The following is a 20,982-nucleotide window of genomic DNA, read 5'->3' on the forward strand; positions in this document are numbered from 1 at the left end:
GTGAAAGTGCGGTGTCGCACCGGCATGCACAACATTCGGATAACCATAATGTGCAACCGGGCCGCCGCGTGACGCGATGCGTGACGACGGCGCCGACAATCGCAGCCCCGGCCTGGCTGCGTGGAGAAATCAACTATGTTCTTCGATGAGCTTACCGATGAAGAGTGGTTTCGACTTTCACCGCTGATCGCCGATGAACCCATTCGGCTGAACCGTCGAGGCCGCCCGCGAGCCGAACCGCGCGTCGTCGCCAACGCGGTTCTGTGGATCCTCACGACCGGTGAAGCGTGGTCCAAGCTGCCCGGCCGCTATCCGTCCGGGCCGACGTGCCGCCGTCGCTACGAGGAGTGGCTCGCGAACGGCACGCTGCTGCAGATGATCGACGTGCTGACCCAGTTCAGCGGGCGCACGTTCGCGTACGTGCCGCCGCCGCCGGCGCCGGCCGCACCGGCATGCCGCGCGGAGCCCGTGCCCGACAACGATCGTCTGCGCGGCGTGTTCTGGCAGAACCCCGAGTCGTGGCAACTGCCGGTCGCTCGGGCAAACGTTTGGGATGGCGAAGGCGCGACGTTGACCGCGATGCCGAACGCCGCCACCGTCGCGTCGCCCGGTGCATCGTTCGCGGTGCCGGGCGCGCAGCCAGCGGGGTTGCGTCACGGGCGTCCGTCCGCCGCGAGCTTCGCCGCGGCCGAGCCGCAAGTCGACGAATACCGCGGCTACACGATCTACGGCAGCGCGCAGCCGGTGCAGAACCTGATGTATCGCGCATGGGCCGAGATCATGCAGGACGACCGGCGCGTCGAGCGCTCGGGCCTGATCGGCCCGCGCTTCACCGATGCGGAGGAAGCGGAGCAGTACGCGCTCGACTGGGCGCGTCAGTGGATCGATCGCCATGGCGCCAGCGACGAACCCGTGCGTACGCCGCAAAGCGAGGTGCTGGCCGGCCTGTCCGCGCTGGCGCGTGCCGAGTCGGACATCAAGCGCTTCATCGCCGAGCGCCGCGCGGGCGCGCTGGCGGAGAGCCGCAACGACCCGGTGCAGTCGGATCGCCGCGAGTACGCGTATCGCGTAGGTTGATCGTCGTCCGAACGAAAACGCGCGGGTCGCCGTCCGTTACGGCGCCCGCGCTTTTTTTTGTCCTCGCCATGCAGTCGATGCCGGGCGCACCGCAGAGACGGCGCGCCCGGCATGCATTGCGTCACTGGCGTCCGTAGGTATCGTCGAAGCGGACGATGTCGTCTTCACCGAGATAGGCGCCCGACTGCACTTCGATCAGCTCGAGCGGCATCTTGCCCGGATTCTCCAGGCGGTGCGACACGCCGAGCGGGATGTACGTCGATTCGTTTTCGGACAGCAGGAAGGTTTCGTCGCCGCGCGTGATGCGCGCGGTGCCGCGCACGACGATCCAGTGTTCGGCGCGATGGTGATGCATCTGCAGCGACAATCGCGCGCCCGGCTTCACGACGATGCGCTTCACCTGGAAGCGTTCGCCCATGTCGACCGAGTCGTAATGCCCCCAAGGGCGATGGACCTTGCGGTGATCGGTCGCTTCGGCGCCGCGTTCGGCCTTGATGCGCCCGACGATCTTCTTCACGTCCTGCACGCGGGATTTGTCGGCGACGAGCACGGCATCGGGCGTTTCGACGACCACGAGGTTCTGCGTGCCGACGCACGCGACAAGCCGGCTTTCCGCATGCGCGAAGGTCGATTCGGCGTTTTCGAACAGCACGCGGCCGCGGCCGACGTTCTCGGCTTCGTCCTTCGGCAGGATCTGCCAGATCGCGTCCCACGAACCGACGTCCGACCACCCGGCGTCGAGCGGCACGACGACGCTTTCGCACAGCTGCGGCAGGCTCACGAGGCGCTCCATCACCGCGTAGTCGATCGAGTTCGACGGCGACGCGGCGAACGCGTCGCGATCGACGCGGAAGAAGTCGCCGTCGTCCCGGCCGCGCGCGACGGCCTGCTCGCAGGCCGCGAGGATCTCGGGCTCGAGCTCGCGGATCGCATTCAGCCACACCGACGCGCGCACGATGAAGATCCCGCTGTTCCACCAGTATTCGCCGGATGCGACGTACTGCTGCGCGAGTTCGAGGTGCGGCTTTTCGACGAAGCGGTCGAGGCGGCGCACGTCGAGGTTGCCGGTGGCGGCGTCGCCAAGCGGCGCGCCGACGCGGATGTAGCCGTAGCCGGTTTCGGCGCGGCCCGGCACGATGCCCATCGTCGCGATCTTGCCCTGCGCCGCGCAGTGCACGCCCGCCGCGACGGCCGCATGAAAGCGCGCCTGGTCGGCGACCGCATGGTCGGCCGGCATCACCGTCATCACGGCGTCGCCGCCGCCGGCGACGATTCGCAGCGCGGCGAGCGTCAGCGCGGGCGCGGTGTCGCGGCCGAGCGGCTCGAGCATGATCGATGCGCGCTTGCCGGTCAGGCGCAGTTGCTCGGCAGTCGTGAAGCGATGGTCCTCGCCGCATACGATCAGCACGTCGTCGTTCAGCGGATGACCGGTCACAAGGCCGTCGAGTCTCAGCGCGGTGGATTGCAGCAGCGAATGATCGCCGAGCAGGCCGATCAACTGCTTCGGATAGTGTTCGCGCGACATCGGCCACAGACGCGTGCCCGAACCGCCGGCGAGAATCACCGGCTGCACCGCGACACGCGTTGCGGCGTCGGTTGCGGCGGAAGAAGAAGGGCGCGTATCGGCTGCCACGGCCGGAGCATTCATGATGACACTCTCCTCGATTGAAGTCAGTGCCTGTTTGTAGCATGAAGTAAATCGACAATAAAACCGGGCGATTTGCACGATACTCGTCGCGCACGTGTCAGGGAAATTTTTCCTCGATAGCATGCGATGCAAATAAAAAAATAAAAAATAATTCGGCAAATCCGGCTGGATCGCCGTCCCGCAAAGGGTTGGCGGGAACCGTAAAGTTGCCGAAAAATCCCGATTTGCGATCGATTCGGGAAAACCTGCCGATTTAATTCAAGAATGTCGCGGCAAGAATTTCCGATTATTTTTCGAAATACTTGTGCGCTTGAGGGGCGATTTTCTTGTCGCTTCAATAGCGTCATGCAACGTTTGAATCGAAGGTGCGGCACGGGCTGCACGAGGAGCTGTTCGGCAAACGCCTGTTCAAAGAGGAAGCGGACATGTTGAGCGTGCTGGCGAGAGTCATCGATATCGCGATGGTCGTGTTGGGGGCGTTGATCGCCGCCGCGCTGCACGGCGGCAGCATCTGGCTCAACGACCTGCAGCGCACGATGGTGCTGTTCGACTGCCTGCTGGTCGTCGTGTTCTTTCCGGCCATGGGCATCTACCAGTCGTGGCGCGGCAAGCGTCTCGTCGGGCTGGTGGGGCGTGTCGCGTTCGCGTGGCTGGTGGTCGAGCTCGCGGGCATCCTGATGAGCTTCAGCTTTCACCAGTCGGGCGACCTGTCGCGACTGTGGCTCGGTTACTGGGCGCTCGTGACGATGGCGCTGCTTGCCGGCTCGAAGGCATGCGTGCACGTCGTGCTGCGACAACTGCGGCGCGGCGGCTACAACCTGAAGGCGGTGGCGATCGTCGGCGGCACGCCGGCGGCGCGACGGCTGATCGCACAGATGCGGGCGCGTCCGGAAGCGGGCTTCAACCCGGTGTGCGTGTACGACGAAAGCGAGGCGCCGGGCGAAGTCGCGCTCGACGACGTGCGTATCGAGCGGCAGTTCGAATCGCTGGTGTGGCTGGTGCGCAGCCGCGCGATCAGCGAGCTGTGGCTCACGCTGCCGATCACGGAGGAACGCCGGATTCACCAGATCGTGACGGTGTTCCGCCACGACTTCGTGAACATCCGCTTCATTCCGGACGTGCGCACGCTGTCGTTCTTCAACCAGGAAGTGGTCGAGGTGCTCGGCGTGCCGGCGATCAACCTCGCGGCGTCGCCGATCACCGACGTGCGGATCCTGCCGAAGTTCGTGTTCGACCGGCTGTTCGCGCTGGCGGCACTCACGGCGCTCGCGCCCGCGATGCTGGTGATCGCGTGCCTGATCAAGCTCACGTCGCCCGGCCCGGTGTTCTTTCGCCAGAAGCGCAAGGGCATCGACGGGCACGAGTTCGAGATCTACAAGTTCCGCTCGATGAAGGTGCATCAGGAGGTCGCGGGACAGGTCACGCAGGCAACCAGGAACGACACGCGCGTGACGCCGATCGGGCGCTTCCTGCGCCGCACGAGCCTCGATGAACTGCCGCAGTTCATCAACGTGCTGAAGGGCGAGATGTCGGTCGTCGGCCCGCGGCCTCACGCGCTCGCGCACGACGACATCTACAAGGATCTGGTGAAGGGCTACATGTTCCGCTACCGGATCAAGCCGGGCATCACCGGCTGGGCGCAGATCAACGGCTTTCGCGGCGAGACCGACCAGATCGAGAAGATGATGGGACGCGTGAAGCTCGATCTGTACTACATGCAGAACTGGTCGTTCTGGCTCGACATCAAGATCGTCGTGCTGACGCTCTGGAAAGGCTTCACCGGCAGCAACGCTTACTGACGCGGTGCCATTGCGCAGACACCCCGGTTTCACGAATTTCGAATCATTGGTCACGAGGTCCGACACATCATGAATCTGACTATCATCGGCAGCGGTTATGTAGGTCTTGTCACCGGCGCCTGTCTCGCCGACATCGGGCACGACGTGTTCTGTCTCGATGTCGATCAGGCAAAGATCGACATCCTGAACAACGGTGGCGTGCCGATCCACGAGCCGGGCCTGAAGGAAGTCATCGCGCGCAACCGCGCGGCCGGCCGCCTGCGCTTCTCGACCGACATCGAGGCAGCGGTCGCGCACGGCGACGTGCAGTTCATCGCGGTCGGCACGCCGCCCGACGAGGACGGCTCGGCCGACCTGCAGTACGTGCTGGCGGCGGCGCGCAACATCGGCCGCTACATGAAGGGCTTCAAGGTGATCGTCGACAAGTCGACGGTGCCGGTCGGCACGGCCGAGCGCGTGCGCGCGGCGGTGGCCGAGGAACTCGCGAAACGCGGCGGCGACGTGCCGATGTTCTCCGTCGTGTCGAATCCGGAATTCCTGAAGGAAGGCGCGGCGGTCGACGATTTCACGCGGCCGGACCGCATCGTGATCGGCTGCGACGACGACGTACCGGGCGAGCGCGCGCGCGAGCTGATGAAGAAGCTCTATGCGCCGTTCAACCGCAATCACGAACGCACGCTGTACATGGACGTGCGATCGGCCGAATTCACGAAATACGCGGCGAACGCGATGCTCGCGACGCGCATCTCGTTCATGAACGAGCTCGCGAACCTGGCCGACCGCTTTGGCGCGGACATCGAGGCCGTGCGTCGCGGGATCGGCTCCGATCCGCGCATCGGCTATCACTTCCTGTATGCGGGCTGCGGCTACGGCGGCTCGTGCTTCCCGAAGGACGTCGAGGCGCTGATCCGCACCGCCGACGAGCATGGCCAGTCGTTGCAGATCCTGAAGGCCGTGTCGTCGGTCAACGCGACGCAAAAGCGCGTGCTCGCCGACAAGATCGTCGCGCGCTTCGGCGAGGACCTGACGGGCCGCACGTTCGCAATCTGGGGGCTCGCGTTCAAGCCGAACACCGACGACATGCGCGAAGCACCGAGCCGCGAGCTGATCGCCGAGCTGCTGTCGCGCGGCGCGCGCATCGCGGCGTACGACCCGGTCGCGCAGCAGGAAGCGCGCCGCGTGCTCGCGCTCGATCTCGCGGATCACCCGAGCTGGCTCGAGCGCCTCACCTTCGTCGACGACGAGGCACAGGCCGCGCGCGATGCCGACGCGCTGGTGATCGTCACCGAGTGGAAGGCGTTCAAGAGCCCGGATTTCGTCGCGCTCGGACGTCAATGGAAGTCGCCCGTGATCTTCGACGGCCGCAACCTGTACGAGCCGGAGACGATGAGCGAGCTGGGCATCGAATACCACCCGATCGGCCGCCCCGGCTCGCGCCAGGCCGTCGCCGCCCGCATGCCGGGCGCCGCGCGCGCGAACGCGTAACGCGCGCGCCGTCGTGACCCGTAACCCGACTCGAGACGCCATGTTCCGGAACATCCTGATCGTCTGTCATGCGAACGTCTGCCGCAGCCCGGCGGCGGAACTGCTGTTCAAGTCGCACGCGGCGTCGCGTGGCGGCCCGCGCGTGACGTTTCACTCCGCAGGCGTGCGCGCGAACGACGGCGACGGCATCGATCCGGTGATGCGGCAACTGCTCGCCGAGCGCGGCGTCGATGCGACGAAGCACCGGTCGCGGCGGCTGTCGCGCCGGATCGTGCGCGACGCCGACCTGATTCTCGTCAGCGAGCGCGAGCAGATCAAGGCCGTCGAATCGGTCGATCCGTTCGCGCGCGGCAAGGTCCACCTGCTCGGCAAGTGGGAGGACGCCGAGATCGCGGATCCGCATGGCGGCCCCGAGGCCGACTATCGCGAGAGCTACTCATTGATCGAACGTCTGGTTCAAGGATGGCTGCAAAAACTATGCTGAAACGTCCCATGCGCCCGTTGGCGCTCGCCGTCGCGATGACGACTTTCCTGTCGGCCTGCGCGAGCGCGCCCGGCAACTATCTCGACTCGTCGAACCTGAAGGACGACGGCCGCCAGGGCCAGGCCGAAACCTACCCGGTTCATTACATCGACGCGAAGCTGGTGATGGATCAGCTGCAGAAGCAGCAGGTCGAACACCCGCTGCCGCCGGGCCGTTACAGCGATCCGTCGCAGTACGTCTACCACATCGGCCCGCAGGACATCCTCGGCGTCACCGTGTGGGACCACCCGGAACTGACGACGCCGCAGGGCCAGTCGTTCTCGAGCGGCGGCAACACGACGCAGACCATCGCGGGCGCGCTGCAGCAGCCGTATTCGTCGTCGCTGCCGGGCCAGGCCGATCCGTACGGCCAGACCGTGGCCGCCGACGGCACGATCTTCTTCCCGTTCGTCGGCCGCATCCACGTGGCGGGCAAGACGATCGCGCAGACGCGCGACGAGCTGGCCACGCGCCTTGCGCGCTACGTGAAGAATCCGCAGCTCGACGTGCGCGTGCTGTCGTTCCGCAGCCAGAAGGTGCAGGTGACGGGCGAGGTGAAGACACCCGGCCCGCTCGCGATGAGCGACGTGCCGCTGACGCTCGTCGACGCGATCTCGCGCTCCGGCGGCTCGACCGCCGAGGCCGACCTGCAGCGCGTGCGCCTCACGCGTGACGGCAAGCTCTACACGCTCGACGCGAACGGCGTGCTCGACCGCGGCGAGGTGAAGCAGAACGTGATGCTGCAGCAGGGCGACATCATCAACGTGCCGGACCGCAGCGACAGCCGCGTGTTCATCATGGGCGAGGTCAAGACGCCGGTCACGGTGCCGATGCTCAAGGGCAGGCTGACCATCGCCGACGCGCTGACGGCGGGCGGCGGCATCCTCGACACCGATGCGAACCCGCGCAAGATCTACGTGATGCGCGGAATGCGTGACAACCCGACGAAGCCGGAAGTGTTCCGTCTCGACATGACGCAGCCCGATGCGCTGATGCTGTCGAGCCGCTTCCCGCTCCAGCCGCTCGACGTCGTCTACGTCAGCACGGCCAGCTCGGTGCAGTTCAACCGTGTGCTGCAGCAGGTGCTGCCGACGATCCAGACGATCTTCTACATGCGGCAAATCACGCGCTGATAGCCCGCCGGGGCGGCGCCTCCGCCCCGGCACCACTCAAGCGGGAACGAATGGTGAACACGCAAGCAAAACACGCCTACGCGGATCTGGCCGCGAAAACCGAGGAAGAGGACGTCGTCCTCGGCCAGTTGCTCCAGGTGCTGATGGACGACATCTGGCTGCTGCTCGGCATCGCGGCGACCGTCATCGCGCTCGCCGGCCTCTACTGCTACGTCGCGAAACCGGTGTACCAGGCCGACGTGCACGTGCGGGTCGAGAGCAACGACAACACGTCGCAGGCGCTCACGCAGACGCAAACGGGTGCGACGATCAACAGCGGTCCGCAACAGGCGCAGACCGACGCGGAAATCGAGATCATCAAGAGCCGCGGCGTCGTCGCGCCGGTCGTCGAGCAGTTCAAGCTGAACTTCTCGGTCGTGCCGAAGACGATTCCGCTGATCGGCAGCCTCGCGGCGCGCGTCGCGACGCCGGGCGAGCCGTCGCGCGCGTGGTTCGGCCTGCGGTCGTACGCGTGGGGCGGCGAAGTTGCCGACATCGACGCGATCAACGTCGTGCCCGCGCTCGAAGGCAAGAAGCTGACGCTGACGGCCGGCCCGAACGGCACCTACACGCTGGTCGACCCGAGCGGCAACCGGCTGCTGTCGGGCCGCGTCGGCGAATCGGAGCAGGGCGGCGGCGTCACGCTGCTCGTGCAGAAACTGGTCGCGCGTCCGGGCACGCAGTTCACGGTCGTGCGCTACAACGACCTCGACGCGATCACCGGCTTCCAGTCGGGCATCCAGGTGTCCGAGCAGGGCAAGCAGACGGGCGTCGTGCAGATTTCGCTCGAGGGCAAGGACCCGAGCCAGACCGCCGCGATCGCGAACGCGCTCGCGCAGTCGTACCTGAACCAGCACGTGATCGCGAAGCAGGCCGAAGCGACCAAGATGCTCGAATTCCTGAAGGGCGAGGAGCCGCGCCTGAAGGCCGATCTCGAGCGCGCGGAAGCCGCGTTGACGCAGTATCAGCGCACGTCCGGCTCGATCAACGCGAGCGACGAGGCGAAGGTCTACCTCGAAGGCAGCGTGCAGTACGAACAGCAGATCGCGGCCCAGCGCCTGCAGCTCGCGTCGCTCGCGCAGCGCTTCACCGATTCGCATCCGATGGTGATCGCCGCGAAGCAGCAGCTCGCGGAGCTGCAGGGCGAGAAGGAAAAGTTCAGCAACCGCTTCCGCAGCCTGCCGGCGACCGAAGTGAAGGCCGTCCAGCTCCAGCGCGACGCGAAGGTCGCCGAGGACATCTACGTGCTGCTGCTGAACCGCGTGCAGGAGCTGTCGGTGCAGAAGGCCGGCACGGGCGGCAACATCCACCTCGTCGATTCGGCGTTGCGCCCGGGCGATCCGGTCAAGCCGAAGAAGGTGCTGATCCTGTCGGCCGCGGTGTTCCTCGGGCTGATCCTCGGTACCGGCATCGTGTTCCTGCGCCGCAACCTGTTCCAGGGCATCGAGGATCCGGATCGCGTGGAGCGCACCTTCAACCTGCCGCTGTACGGGCTGGTGCCGCAAAGCGCCGAGCAGGTGAAGCTCGACGCCATGGCCGAGAAGGGCGGCGGCCGCGCGCGGCCGATCCTCGCGAGCCTGCGCCCGAAGGACCTCAGCGTCGAAAGCATGCGCAGCCTGCGCACCGCGATGCAGTTCGCGATGATGGACGCGAAGAATCGCGTGATCGTGCTGACCGGCCCGACGCCGGGTATCGGCAAGAGCTTCCTGACGGTCAACCTCGCGGTGCTGCTCGCGCATTCGGGCAAGCGCGTGCTGCTGATCGACGCCGACATGCGCCGCGGGATGCTCGACCGCTACTTCGGCCTCACCGTGCAGCCGGGCCTGTCCGAACTGCTGAGCGACCAGTCGCCGCTCGAGGAAGCGATCCGCGAGACGCCGGTACAGGGCCTGTCGTTCATCTCGGCCGGCACGCGCCCGCCGAACCCGTCGGAGCTGCTGATGTCGACGCGCCTGCCGCAATACCTCGAAGGGCTCGGCAAGCGCTACGACGTCGTGCTGATCGACTCGCCGCCGGTGCTGGCGGTGACCGACGCGACCATCATCGGCCGCATGGCCGGCGCGACCTTCCTGGTGCTGCGCTCGGGCATGCATACCGAAGGCGAGATCGCCGACGCGATCAAGCGCCTGCGTACCGCGGGCGTCGATCTGGAAGGCGGGATCTTCAACGGCGTGCCGCCGAAGGCGCGCGGCTACGGCCGCGGCTATGCGGCCGTCCACGAATACCTGAGCGCCTGACGGCATTGCACGAAACCGGGCCGGCGTGCGCAGCGCCGGCCCGGCCGACTGGAGAACCCTCGATGAAAATTTCCGTGCTCGTTCCGACCTTTCGGCGTCCCGCCGACCTCGCGCGCTGCCTGCTGGCGCTGCAGCGTCAGCAGCGGCTGCCCGACGAGGTGATCGTCGTCGCGCGCCCGGAGGACGATGCCACGCACGAGCGCCTCGCCGATCCGTCGGTCGGCGGCACGCTGCCGCTGCGAATCGTGCCGGTCGACGTGCCGGGGCAGGTGGCTGCGTTGAACAAGGGCCTCGACTCGGCGAACGGCGACATCGTCGCGATCACCGACGACGACGCGGCACCGCGCGCCGACTGGCTCGCGCGCGTCGAAGCCGTGTTCCTCGCCGATCCGCGCGTCGGTGCGGTGGGCGGCCGCGACTGGGTGCACGAGAAGGGCCGCGTGCTCGACGAGTCGCGCGAGCGCGTCGGCCAGCTCACGCTGTCCGGCAAGATCATCGGCAACCATCATCTGGGCGTGGGCGGCGCGCGCGAAGTCGACATGCTCAAGGGCGCGAACATGAGCTATCGCCGCGCCGCGATCGAACGTCTGCGCTTCGACACGCGGTTGCGCGGCGCCGGTGCGCAGGTGCACAACGACATGGGTTTCAGCATGCAGGTGCAGCGCGAAGGCTGGAAGCTCGTCTACGACCCGGCGATCGCGGTCGATCATTTTCCGGCCGAGCGCTTCGATGACGACCGGCGCGATGCCGCGTCGCTGAATGCGATCAGCAATGGCGCGTACAACCTGCACCTGATCCTGCGCGAGCATCTGCCGCCGCTGCGGCGCGAGATCGCGTGGTGGTGGTGGACGCTGATCGGCACGCGCGTCTACCCCGGCCTCGCGCACCTGCTGCTGTCGCTGCATACCGCGCGGCGCGAGCGCGTGCGCGAGCACTGGCGCGCGGTGCGCCGCGGCGCACGCGATGCGCGTCGCGCCGACCTTGCCCCCCATCGTGCGGCGATGCCGCCGGTGACGTCTTGAACGGGCTGCGCGCAGCGCGCGCCGCCATCCCCGGAGGGCTTGCATGAATTCCACGAAGGTTCACGTCCACCTGTTCTACGGCGCCGATCCGCGTACTTATCGGAAAGGCGAGAACATCGGCTGCCTGTACGGCTATCACCACGCGGAATCCGACGAATTCCGGCTGACTTATTCGCAGGACGGCCGCGAAGGGCGCGTCGCGAGTCTTGCGCGCCGTGCGCTGAAGGCGGCGCTCGGCTTCGACGTCGTCCACGCGTGGCGCAATCGCGCGGCGCTGTTGGGCACCGACGTGATCTGGACGCACACCGAGCAGGAGCATCTCGCCGCCGCGCTGATCCTGAAGCTCGCCGGCGCACGCGGCAAGCACCCGCTGCTGCTCGCGCAGAGCGTGTGGCTGTTCGACAAGTGGAACACGTTCGGCGCGCCACGCCGCTGGCTGTACCGCAAGCTGCTCGCGCGCGCCGATGCGCTGACGACGCTCGCGCGCGACAACGCCGAGCTGTGCCGCCGCTTTCTCGGGCGCGAAGCCGAGTTCGTCTACTACGGGCTGAACACGCAGGACTTCCCGCCGACGGAGCCGCGCCAGTGGCAGCCGAACCGGCCGCTGCGGATCGCCGCGATCGGCAACGACCGCGACCGCGACTGGCGCACGTTCCTCGCCGCGTTCGGCGGCGACGAGCGCTACGACGTGCGGCTCGCGACGCGGCGCCGCGTGCCGCGAGAGTGGCATGCGCCGAACGTGAAGATCGGTTCGGCCTCGGGTCTCGCGAAGCAGCACGAGCTGTATGCGTGGGCCGACGTCATCGTCGTGCCGCTGCGGCCGAACTTCCACGCGTCGGGCATCACGGTGATGCTCGAGGCGGCGGCGGTCGGCAAGCCGATGATCGTGTCCGACGTCGGCGGGCTCAGCGACTACTTCCCGCACGACACGGCCGCCTACGTGCCGGCGTTCGACACGGCGGCGATGCGCGAGGCCGCCGATCGCTTCGTCGCCGATCCGGCCGCCGCGCTCGCATGCGCGCGTGCCGCGGCCGCGTGCCTGCGCGAGCGCGACCTGACCACGCAGGCGTTCGCGGAACAGCACGTGCGGATCACGCGCGACATGCTGCGCCGGCGCCGCACGCCGGCGGCGACCGGTCTGGCGATGCCGCTGGCGGATTCGCGCGCGTCGTCGCAGTGAGAGCCGGTCGATGAGCACGATTGCCGCCGAACGCGCACCGTCGCGCAGCCGCAGCCGGTTACCCGAGCGCAAGCACTGGGTCGGGCAGGCCGGGCTGTGGACGTTTACCGCCGCGCTGATCGCCATTCACCAGGGCAAGGTGCTGACGCTCGCGTTTCCGGTGCTGGCCATCGCGGTCGGCATCTGGCTGTATTTCAAGAGCCCGGCGCGCTACGTCGGCTTCATGTGGTGGGTGTGGTTCCTGAGCCCCGAGGTGCGGCGTCTCGCCGACTGGTCGAAGGGCGCGTTCACGCCGACGAGCCTGATCCAGGTCGCGCCGCTCGCGGTGACGATGATCGCCGGATTCGGGCTGCTCAGGCATTACCGCGTGCTCGCGCAGCGGCGCGGGATTCCCGTGCTGCTGATGCTGTTCGGGCTGACGTATGCGTATCTGGTCGGGATCGTGTCGAGCGGCGTGATGGCCGCGACCTACGACCTCGCGAACTGGGTGTATCCGGTGCTGATCGGCTTTCACATCATGGTCAACTCGCGCGACTATCCCGAGTACCGCGACGTGCTGTTGTCCACCTTCATGTGGGGCATGCTCGTGATGGGTGTGTACGGCGTCGTGCAGTACTTCGTGATGCCGCAGTGGGACGTGCTGTGGATGATCGGCTCGGACATGGGCTCGCAGGGCGAGCCGGTGCCGTACGGTGTCCGCGTCTTCAGCACGATGAACTCGTCGGGGCCGTTCGCGTTCGCGATCATGGGCGCGCTGGTGTTCGTGTTCGCCGCGCCGCAGAAGGTCCGCTGGTTCGCGGGCGCCGCCGGCTTCGTGTCGTTCGCGCTGTGTCTCGTGCGCTCGACCTGGGGCGGCTGGGTGATCGCGCTCGCGATCCAGCTCGTGCAGTCGAGCAACCGCGTGCGGATGCGCATCCTGATCAGCGGCGTCGTGCTCGTCGGGCTGTGCGTGCCGCTGCTGACCGTCGGGCCGGTGGCCGATCGGCTCGGCGCGCGCCTGCAATCGATCGCGAACCTGAAGGACGACCGCAGCTACGACGACCGCAACAAGTTCTACGCGACCTTCGCGCAAACGGCGTTCACCGACGTCGCCGGCGAGGGGATGGGCGCGACGGGCGCGTCCACCAAGCTGTCGAGCGACAGCGGCGAGCTCGGCAAGTACGGCAGCTTCGACAGCGGCGTGATGAACGTGCCGTTCGTGCTCGGCTGGCCCGGCACGCTGCTGTACCTGTCGGGCGTCGTGATGCTGCTCGCCCGCACGCTGCGCGCGGCGTTCAAGCTGCGCAAGGACAAGTTCGTCGGCGCATGCCTGAGCCTGTGCCTGTCGGTGTTCGCGATGCTCGTGTTCACCAACTCGCTGATCGGCACGGGCGGCCTGCTGCTGTTCACGGCCATTTTTTCGATACTTTCCGCGGCGCACTGGCAGAAGGCGCAACGCCTGCCGGCCGCCGCGCGTTCACGGGGAGGCGACCATTGAGAATCGCGATCGTCACGCACGTCGTGCGACATAACGACGGGCAGGGCCGCGTCAATTACGAAATCGCGCGCGCGGCGCTGGCCGAAAACTACGAGGTCACGCTGGTCGCGTCGCATGTCGCGCCCGAGCTGCTGGCCGACCCGCGCGTGCGCTGGGTGCCGGTGAAGGTCGGCGGCTTCTGGCCGTCGAATCTCGTCAAGCAACAGGTGTTCGCGCTCAAGAGCGCATGGTGGCTGCGCGCGCATCGCGGCGAGTACGACGTGCTGCACGTGAACGGCTTCATTTCGTGGATCAAGGCCGACGTGAACACCGCGCACTTCGTGCACGGCGGCTGGTTCAAGAGCCCGTATTACCCGTTCGGGCTGACGAAGGGGCTGTGGTCGGCCTACCAGTACGTCTACACGCGCGTGAATACGGCACTCGAGCGCTGGGCGTACCGGCGCTCGCGCGCGATCACGGCCGTATCGCAGAAGGTGGCCGACGAGATCGCCGGGCTCGGCATCGACAGCCGCAAGATCAGCGTGATCTACAACGGCGTCGACGGCAGCGCGTTCGCGGGTGCGCAGGCCGATCGCGCGGCGTTCAAGCTGCCGGACGATGCGTTCCTGCTGCTGTTCGTCGGCGACTTGCGCACGCCGCGCAAGAACCTCGGCACCGTGCTGAAGGCGCTGACGAAGCTGCCGGCGAACGTCCATCTCGCGGTGGCCGGCTATCTGCCCGGCAGCCCGTATCCGGACGAGGCGCGCGCGCTCGGCGTCGATTCGCGCGTGCACTTCCTCGGTCTCGTGAAGAACATGCCGACGCTGATGCGTTCGGTCGACGCATACGTGTTTCCGTCGCGCTACGAAGCGATGAGCCTGTCGTTGCTCGAAGCGATGGCCGCCGGGCTGCCGGTCGTCACCGCACGCACCGCCGGCGGCGCGGAAATCATCACGCGAGACTGCGGGATCGTGTTGGAGGACCCGGACGACCCGGCCGCGCTCGCACAGGCGATCGGCGCGCTCGCGGCGTCGCGCGACACCTGCCGCGCGATGGGCGACGCGGCCCGTGAACTGATGACCCGTTTCGGCTGGGCCCACATGGGCGCCCAGTATGTCGCGCTCTACCGGCGCATCGGCCAACCCTCGCAGCCGTCCGCGTTCGAGCGGGTCGAGCATGCGGTTACGCAGGAGCAGTCGTAATGTCCCAATCTTCCCGGCCGATCAAATCGTTGCAGATCGGCATGCATTGGTTCCCCGAACGCGCGGGCGGCCTCGACCGGATGTACTACTCGCTCGTCGGCGCGCTGCCCGGGGCGGGCGTCGAGGTGCGCGGGCTCGTCGCCGGCTCGCCGAAGGTCGCCGACGACACGGGCGGCGCGATCCAGGGCTTCGGACCCGCGTCGCAGCCGCTCGCGCGCCGCATGCTCGCCGCGCGCCGCGCGTTGCGCGACCAGATCCGCAGCGAGCGGCCCGACGTGATTTCGTCGCACTTCGCGCTGTACACGTTCCCGGGCCTCGACGTGACGCGCGGGATTCCGCAGGTGTCGCATTTCCAGGGCCCGTGGGCCGACGAGAGCCAGGTCGAGGGCGCCGCGTCGCTCGGGCAGCGCGCGAAGCGCTATCTCGAACAGGCCGTCTATACGCGCTCGTCGCGCCTGATCGTGCTGTCGCAGGCGTTCGGCCAGATCCTGACGAACCGCTACGGCATCGATCCGTCGCGCGTGCGCGTGATTCCCGGCTGCGTCGATACCGCGCAGTTCGACACGCCGCTCACGCCGGCCGAGGCGCGGCACAAGCTGCAGCTGCCGCAGGACCGGCCGATCGTGCTGGCGGTGCGCCGGCTCGTGCGGCGCATGGGTCTGGAAGACCTGATCGATGCGATCGGCCTCGTCAAGCACCGTCATCCGGACGTGCTGCTGCTGATCGCCGGCAAGGGCAAGATCGGCGAGGAACTGCAGCAGCGCATCGACGACGCGGGGCTGCAGGACAACGTGAAGCTGCTCGGATTCGTGCCCGACAATCATCTGGCGGCGCTGTACCGCGCGGCGACGGTCAGCGTCGTGCCGACGGTCGCGCTCGAAGGCTTCGGGCTGATCACGGTCGAATCGCTGGCGTCCGGCACGCCGGTGCTGGTGACGCCGGTCGGCGGGCTGCCGGAAGCGGTGGCCGGGTTGTCCAACGATCTCGTGCTGCCGTCGACGGGGGCGCAGGCGATCGCGGACGGGCTCGGCGGCGCACTCTCGGGCGCGATCGCGCTGCCGGACGAAGCCGCGTGCAAGCGCTATGCGCGCGAACATTTCGACAACGCGGTGATCGCGCGACGCGTCGCCGGCGTGTACGAAGAGGCGATCCAGGCGGCGGGGTGAGCGAACGCGGCACGCCGCCGCGACGGTCGAGCCCGCGCATGGACATACGTGGGGCTCTGCATGCCGGCCGCCCGATCGGGACGTGCCGGCTTTTTCGTTCCGCGCCGGTACGTCGCGATTCGCGCTGCGCGCTTCGTGTTCGACGTTTCGACACGCGTCACGCACGCCGGAGCGTCACGGCCCATACGGCGAATGCGACCACGCTGACCGCCGCGCCGAGCGCGCAGACGCCGATCCATCCGGCGTGCGCATACGTCATCGTCGACGCAATCGCGCCGAGCCCGCTGCCGACCGAATAGAACAGCATGTAGCAGCCGACGAGGCGCGCATGCGCATCGGGCCGCGCGCCGAGGATCATGCTCTGGTTGACGACGTGGACGGCCTGCCCGCCGATGTCGAGCAGCACGATGCCGACGACCAGCAACGCGATCGACGTACCGGCGAACGCCAGCGGCAGCCACGAGAGCGCGAGCAGTGCGAGCGCGGTGCCGGTGGTGGCTTCGCCGAGGCCGCGATCCGCGAGCCGCCCCGCGCGCGCGGCGGCTGCCGCGCCCAGCGCGCCGACCAGGCCGAATGCGCCGATCTGCGTATGCGACATCGCATGCGGCGGCGCGCTCAGCGGCAACACCAGCGCGCTCCAGAAGATGCTGAACGCCGCGAACAGCAGCAGTGCGATCGCGCCGCGCACCCGCAGCACGCGCTCGTTGCGCAGCAACGCGACCATCGAACCGAGCAGCGCCGCGTAGCCGATGCGCTCGCGCGGCGCGTCCGCATCGGGCAACAGGCGGGCCAGCGCGGCCAGCATCGCGACCGCGAGCGCACCCGACACCAGATAAACCGCCCGCCAACCGGCGAGATCCGTCACGACACCCGCGAGCGAGCGCGCGGCGAGCAGGCCGATCACGACACCGCCTTGTGCCGCGCCGACCACGCGGCCGCGCTCGCCGGCCCCGGCAAGCGCGGCCGAGCAGGCGATCAGCCCTTGCGTCATCGCGGTGCCGAGCAGCCCGACGGCGACCATGCCCGCCAGCAATGCGCTGCGCGTCGACGAGGCGGCCACGCAGATGCATGCCGCGGTCAGCAGCAGAAGCTGAACGGTGAGCAGGCGCTTGCGGTTCAGCAGATCGCCGAGCGGCACGACGAACAGCAGCGCGAGCGCGCAGCCGAGCTGCGTCGCGGTAATGACGCCACCGACCGCCGCCTGCGATACGCCGAAGTCATGTGCGATCGAGTCGAGCAGCGGCTGCGCGTAGTACACGTTCGCGACGCTCGCCGCGCAGCAGACAGCCAGCAGCACGACGAGCGCCGTCGACACGCGCGCGATGTCGGCCGGACGCGCGGTGCGCGATGTCGCGTTCGACGCGGCCGATCCCGAGCAGGACGATTCCATGGAGCCTCACACTCATTGAAGTAGTTGCAATTTGAAACTAGTCGGAGTGTAGGAAAAGTAGTTTTAAAATGCAACCTGTGTGGCGGCGGGCAACGGGCTCGCGCACAGACGGCCGGCGGCCTGCGAAGGCACCGGCGCGACAGCGGAGATCAATATGGCCAGGCAGAGAAGTCTCGCGGATTCGCCGTGCCCGGTGGCACGGGCGACCGATATCGTCGGCGATCGCTGGGCGTTGCTGATCGTGCGCGACGCGTTCGACGGCGTGCGCCGGTTCGGCGATTTTCGGGCGAGCCTGGGCGTTGCGAGCAACATCCTGTCGGACCGGCTCAGGATGCTGGTGGACGCGGGTGTATTCGAAGTCGTGCCCGCGTCGGACGGCAGCGCATATCAGGAATATGCGTTGACGAAGAAGGGCGAGGGGCTGTTTCCGGTGATCGTGATGTTGCGGCAGTGGGGCGAGGCGAACCTGTTCGAGCGCGGCGAGCCGCATTCGGTGCTGGTCGAGCGCAAGACGGGCCGCGCGATCCGCAAGCTCGCGCTTCGGCACGACGACGGCCGGCCGCTGAAGGCGTCAGAGACGGTCGTGCGGAAGGTGGGCGACAACGGGGGCGGAGGCGTTACCGGATAAACCGCGGCCGTGAGGCTCCGTGAGCCGTGACGCGGCTTTCCGGCAGCCTGAAGCGGTGCGCGCGAATGCGCTAGTGCCGCTCGCCGCGCCAGCGCCCCGGCGCGACGCCGAAGCGCTTCGTGAAGGCGTGCGTGAACGCGCTCTGGTCGGCGAAGCCGACCATGCCGGCGATGTCGACGAGCGGATGGCGGCCGTCCGCGAGCAGCACGACGGCGGCGTCGAGCCGCAGCCGCTGCAGGTAGCGATGCGGCGTTTCGCCGAATGCGTCGACGAACAGTTGATGAAACCGGCGCATCCCGTAGCCGCAGTGCGCGGCGAGATCGGCGATGCGCAACGGCTCCGCGAGCCGCGCGCGCAGCCAGCGGTCGATGCGCGCGAAGTCCAGGCCCGCCGCGGGCGCGGCGACGCCGAAGTCGCCGAGCAGCGCCTCGCACAGACGCACGGCGGCCTGCCACTGGAAACGATGGGCGCGACGCATGTCGCTGCCCGGGCCGTCGAGTTGCGTGGCCGCCGCCGCGACCTGCGCGACGAGCGACGTCATCGCCGGGTCGATCGACACGGCACGCGCGCTGTCGAACAGCCGCTGCGGCATTGCGAGCGACGCGGCGGGCAAATCGAGCACGAGCTGGCGATTGTCGCCCAGGCCCGCGTAGTCATGGCGCGCGCCGGCAGGAATCAGCCACGCCGCGTGCCGGTCGATGCGCTGGCCGACGCCGTCCACCGCCATCACCATCGCACCGTCGACGCCGATCACGATCTGGTGAAAGTCGTGCACGTCGGACGCTTCGCACGTGTCGTAACGGCGCAGCGAGACGGCGGGGGACGGGATGCGTTCCATCGGGAGGACGTCGGCCGGCGGCGTCGTCAGACGTCGAGCAGTTCGACTTCGAACACGAGCGTCGCGTTCGGCGGAATCACGCCGCCTGCGCCGCGCGGGCCGTAACCGAGTTGCGGCGGGATCGTGAGGCGACGCACGCCGCCGACCTTCATGCCCTGCACGCCTTCGTCCCAGCCCTTGATGACCATGCCGCCGCCGAGCACGAACGCGAACGGGTCGTTGCGGTCCTTGCTCGAGTCGAATTTCTGACCGTCGGTCAGCCAGCCCGTGTAGTGGACGCTGACGGTCTTGCCGGCTTGCGCTTCCGCGCCGGTGCCTTCGGTCAGATCCTCGATCTTGAGGCCCGATGCGGTCGTGGTGACAGTCATGACTTCTCCTGAAAAGAGTTCGATAAAGCCGCTATTGTAGGCGAGCGCGCACGGTGCCGCCGCGCGCGCCTCGGGCGCGGCGGCATCCCGCTCTTCCATCGATCGGACGTCGATCGGATGTCGATCGGACGTCGATCGGCGCGACGTTCGGGCATCGCGCCCCGAACGCGAATGGAACGCGCGTTTGAATTTTCTCGCGAACCGGTTCGACGCGGGCGCGCGGAGCGAATGCCGCATGCGTATGAATCGGTGCGGCCCGGCCGCTCGGCATCGCGCCGAACGCCGCCCCGCGAATGCGCGCGATGCCCGTCGCACGGTGCTTTCGCGCCGGTTTCGACCACGGCGCATGACCCACGTGTGCCAGCCGCGCGACGGCGTTCGCGTTCGAACCGCGACGCGCCCGCATGCCGTTTCGGCGGCGCTTTTTTCGCGGCCCGGACCGTGCCCCGTTTGGAAGTGCGCATCTACCGCGCGACTTGCGCGCGGCGGCGGCCCGCGCCTATCTTTACAGTTATCGATGTCAAGATTTCGGCGTTGCGCGATGCGCTGCCCGGGCCGCGCCGACCAGGCCGCGAAGGCTGCCGGGGCCGCCGAAAACCAGGAGAACGACGAACATGAAGTCAGCCGCTTCCGCCACCGCGGCCGAGGTGATGCCGGTGCGCCGCGACCTGCGCTTCGACCTGCCGGTCGAACGCGCGAAGGACTGGAACGGGCTCGGCCCGCACGTGACCCACTTCTTCAATGCGCTGTCGCTGCTGTTTCCGGCCGGCGAACGCTTTTTCATGGATTCGGTGCGCAATTATCGCGACCGGATCGACGATCCGGTGCTCAAGCGCCAGGTGCTCGGCTTCATCGGCCAGGAAGCGATGCATACGCGCGAGCACGTCGAATACAACGAGCTGATGCAGGCCAACCGCCTGCCCGCGCGCAAGCTCGACAAGCGCGTATGGACGGTGCTCGGCTTCGCGAAGCGCACGCTGCCTCATTCGGTGCAGCTCGCGCACACGGTCGCCGCCGAACATTACACGGCGATGCTCGCGGACTGGCTGCTGCGCGACCCGACGCGCCTGGACGGCTCGGTGGAAGGCTACCGGCAGATGTGGCTGTGGCATGCGCTCGAGGAAACCGAGCACAAGGCCGTGTCCTACGACGTATGGAACGCCGTGATGAAGCCGGGCCCGCGCCGCTACCTGATCCGCATCGGCGTGTATCTGCTGACGACGCTGACCTTCTGGCCGACCGTGTTCCTGATCCATGTGACGCTGCTGTCGCGCGATCGCGACATCAGGCATCGCGTGCGCGGCATGCTGCGCATGATTGCATTCCTGTACGGGCCGCGCCGCGGGCTGTTCCCGCGCATCGCGCGTGAGTGGCTGAGCTTTTTCCGGCCGGATTTCCATCCGTGGGACCACGACAACCGCCACCACCTCGCGCGCGTCGACGCGCTCGTCGCCGCCTACGGCGAACACGACGGCGCGTCGGCTGGCCGCGGTCGCGCCAACGCACTCGCGCCGCTCGCGTCGGGGCGCTGACGCCGCCGCGCCGCGCGGCACGTGTTGCGTTCGTGCATCAACCCGGCTTCTTCCGACGATTGACAGGCGTCAAGCGGGAAACGATTGCGCGAGCGCGTGCCGGTGCGGCCGCCCGTGCCGCGCCGGTGCCCGCCGCCGGTTCGATTCCACCTTCCATGTGTCGCATGTCGCACCGGCGCGCCCGCACCGGCGCGGCTTCGCGCGCCCAATACGCGTACGACCGCGTTTTCGCACGGTTTTCGCCACCGGGATATCACCC

17 protein-coding genes are annotated in these 20,982 nt (G+C 67.9%); 13 read left to right on the plus strand and 4 right to left on the minus strand.

The features are described 5' to 3' along the window. Positions 1 to 135 precede the first annotated feature (135 nt). A complete protein-coding gene (locus WS51_RS02565) occupies positions 136 to 1,077 on the plus strand; it encodes a transposase (RefSeq protein ID WP_059450707.1) in 942 nt (313 codons plus the stop codon). A gap of 121 nt (positions 1,078 to 1,198) precedes the next feature. Here WS51_RS02565 and WS51_RS02570 read toward each other — a convergent pair whose 3' ends face one another. After that, positions 1,199 to 2,725, minus strand: coding sequence for a mannose-1-phosphate guanylyltransferase/mannose-6-phosphate isomerase (locus WS51_RS02570; protein WP_059793238.1), 1,527 nt, complete (start codon positions 2,723 to 2,725; stop codon positions 1,199 to 1,201). A 425-nt stretch (positions 2,726 to 3,150) separates the two neighbouring features. On the opposite strand from WS51_RS02570, the gene WS51_RS02575 reads away from it, so the two are divergent. From WS51_RS02575 to WS51_RS02620, 10 genes are all read left to right on the plus strand, one after another. Next, entirely contained in the window at positions 3,151 to 4,524 is a 1,374-nt protein-coding gene (locus WS51_RS02575; RefSeq protein ID WP_059450861.1) for an undecaprenyl-phosphate glucose phosphotransferase, read from the plus strand. A 69-nt stretch (positions 4,525 to 4,593) separates the two neighbouring features. After that, the gene (locus tag WS51_RS02580; RefSeq protein ID WP_059450709.1) at positions 4,594 to 6,009 is read left to right on the plus strand and encodes a UDP-glucose dehydrogenase family protein; all 1,416 of its coding nucleotides are present in this window, start codon (positions 4,594 to 4,596) and stop codon (positions 6,007 to 6,009) included. Between the two features lie 40 nt (positions 6,010 to 6,049). Then, entirely contained in the window at positions 6,050 to 6,493 is a 444-nt protein-coding gene (locus tag WS51_RS02585; RefSeq protein ID WP_059450710.1) for a low molecular weight protein-tyrosine-phosphatase, read from the plus strand. After that, entirely contained in the window at positions 6,487 to 7,665 is a 1,179-nt protein-coding gene (locus WS51_RS02590) for a polysaccharide biosynthesis/export family protein (protein ID WP_059450711.1), read from the plus strand. The genes WS51_RS02585 and WS51_RS02590 overlap by 7 nt, the downstream gene beginning before the upstream one ends. Positions 7,666 to 7,715: 50 nt before the next feature. Next, positions 7,716 to 9,941 (plus strand): polysaccharide biosynthesis tyrosine autokinase, encoded by a 2,226-nt coding sequence (locus WS51_RS02595; protein WP_059450712.1) that lies wholly within the window; start codon positions 7,716 to 7,718, stop codon positions 9,939 to 9,941. 62 nt (positions 9,942 to 10,003) lie between these two features. Beyond that, positions 10,004 to 10,963 (plus strand): glycosyltransferase family 2 protein, encoded by a 960-nt coding sequence (locus tag WS51_RS02600; RefSeq protein ID WP_059503629.1) that lies wholly within the window; start codon positions 10,004 to 10,006, stop codon positions 10,961 to 10,963. A gap of 43 nt (positions 10,964 to 11,006) precedes the next feature. After that, entirely contained in the window at positions 11,007 to 12,143 is a 1,137-nt protein-coding gene (locus tag WS51_RS02605; protein ID WP_059503627.1) for a glycosyltransferase, read from the plus strand. A gap of 10 nt (positions 12,144 to 12,153) precedes the next feature. Continuing rightward, positions 12,154 to 13,620, plus strand: coding sequence for a chorismate mutase family protein (locus WS51_RS02610; RefSeq protein WP_059503625.1), 1,467 nt, complete (start codon positions 12,154 to 12,156; stop codon positions 13,618 to 13,620). Beyond that, complete coding sequence (locus tag WS51_RS02615; RefSeq protein ID WP_059503623.1) at positions 13,617 to 14,801, plus strand: glycosyltransferase family 4 protein; 1,185 nt, start codon at positions 13,617 to 13,619, stop codon at positions 14,799 to 14,801. The genes WS51_RS02610 and WS51_RS02615 overlap by 4 nt, the downstream gene beginning before the upstream one ends. Next, complete coding sequence (locus tag WS51_RS02620; RefSeq protein WP_059450717.1) at positions 14,801 to 15,967, plus strand: glycosyltransferase family 4 protein; 1,167 nt, start codon at positions 14,801 to 14,803, stop codon at positions 15,965 to 15,967. The genes WS51_RS02615 and WS51_RS02620 overlap by 1 nt, the downstream gene beginning before the upstream one ends. 157 nt (positions 15,968 to 16,124) lie before the next feature. Here the strand turns inward: WS51_RS02620 and WS51_RS02625 are convergent, their stop codons facing one another. Continuing rightward, a complete protein-coding gene (locus tag WS51_RS02625; protein ID WP_069228551.1) occupies positions 16,125 to 17,357 on the minus strand; it encodes an MFS transporter in 1,233 nt (410 codons plus the stop codon). A gap of 154 nt (positions 17,358 to 17,511) precedes the next feature. Between WS51_RS02625 and WS51_RS02630 the strand changes: the two genes are divergently transcribed. Beyond that, positions 17,512 to 17,985, plus strand: coding sequence for a winged helix-turn-helix transcriptional regulator (locus tag WS51_RS02630; RefSeq protein ID WP_060128474.1), 474 nt, complete (start codon positions 17,512 to 17,514; stop codon positions 17,983 to 17,985). Between the two features lie 70 nt (positions 17,986 to 18,055). Here the strand turns inward: WS51_RS02630 and WS51_RS02635 are convergent, their stop codons facing one another. Together WS51_RS02635 and WS51_RS02640 are read right to left on the minus strand one after the other, a co-directional pair. Further along, entirely contained in the window at positions 18,056 to 18,823 is a 768-nt protein-coding gene (locus tag WS51_RS02635; RefSeq protein ID WP_060128444.1) for an AraC family transcriptional regulator, read from the minus strand. Between the two features lie 26 nt (positions 18,824 to 18,849). Continuing rightward, positions 18,850 to 19,191, minus strand: coding sequence for an FKBP-type peptidyl-prolyl cis-trans isomerase (locus WS51_RS02640; RefSeq protein WP_059450863.1), 342 nt, complete (start codon positions 19,189 to 19,191; stop codon positions 18,850 to 18,852). Positions 19,192 to 19,805: 614 nt separating this feature from the next. Here WS51_RS02640 and WS51_RS02645 point away from each other — a divergent pair. Continuing rightward, a complete protein-coding gene (locus WS51_RS02645; RefSeq protein WP_059942205.1) occupies positions 19,806 to 20,723 on the plus strand; it encodes a metal-dependent hydrolase in 918 nt (305 codons plus the stop codon). The last annotated feature ends 259 nt before the right edge of the window (positions 20,724 to 20,982 follow it).

Origin of the sequence: Burkholderia territorii, assembly GCF_001718335.1 — a bacterium.
Lineage (GTDB): Bacteria > Pseudomonadota > Gammaproteobacteria > Burkholderiales > Burkholderiaceae > Burkholderia > Burkholderia territorii.